The organism is Streptomyces sp. AC627_RSS907 (assembly GCF_019049165.1).
In genome coordinates this window covers 1-655 of the sequence record NZ_JAGMUE010001109.1, presented here as the reverse complement: position 1 = coordinate 655, position 655 = coordinate 1, and the positions used below count along the sequence as shown (strand labels likewise).

Here is a 655-nt window from a genome sequence, read left to right as displayed (position 1 = left end):
TGGAGATCTCCACAGACGGTGTACGCGTGACCGTCGTCTGCGGCTCCTCGCGGTTCACCCTCCACACCCTGCCTGTGGAGGAGTACCCGGCGCTGCCGCAGATGCCCAGCGTCACCGGCACCGTGCCCGGCGAGGTCTTCGCCGCCGCAGCCGCGCAGGTGGCCATCGCCGCCGGCCGCGACGACACGCTCCCGGTCCTCACCGGCGTGCGCATCGAGATCGAGGGCGACCACGTCACCCTGGCCTCCACCGACCGCTACCGCTTCGCGGTCCGCGAGTTCCTGTGGAAGCCGGAGGCGGCCGACCTGTCCGCCGTCGCGCTGGTGCCCGCCAAGACGCTCCTCGACACGGCCAAGTCGCTGACCAGCGGCGACACCGTGAGCATCGCGCTCGCGGGCTCCGGCGCCGGCGAGGGCCTGATCGGTTTCGAGGGCGCCGGCCGGCGGACGACGACCCGCCTGCTCGAAGGCGACCTGCCGAAGTACCGCACGCTGTTCCCGACCGAGTTCAACTCGGTCGCGGTGATCGAGACCGCGCCGTTCGTCGAGGCGGTCAAGCGCGTGGCGCTGGTGGCCGAGCGCAACACCCCGGTGCGGCTCAGCTTCGAGCAGGGCGTGCTGATCCTGGAGGCCGGCTCCAGCGACGACGCACAGGC

General features: G+C 72.2%; 1 protein-coding gene. It reads left to right on the top strand.

The window, feature by feature from the left end:
• A partial coding sequence (gene dnaN, locus KUM32_RS40545; protein ID WP_217146689.1) for a DNA polymerase III subunit beta occupies positions 1–655 on the top strand: 655 nt, incomplete at both ends.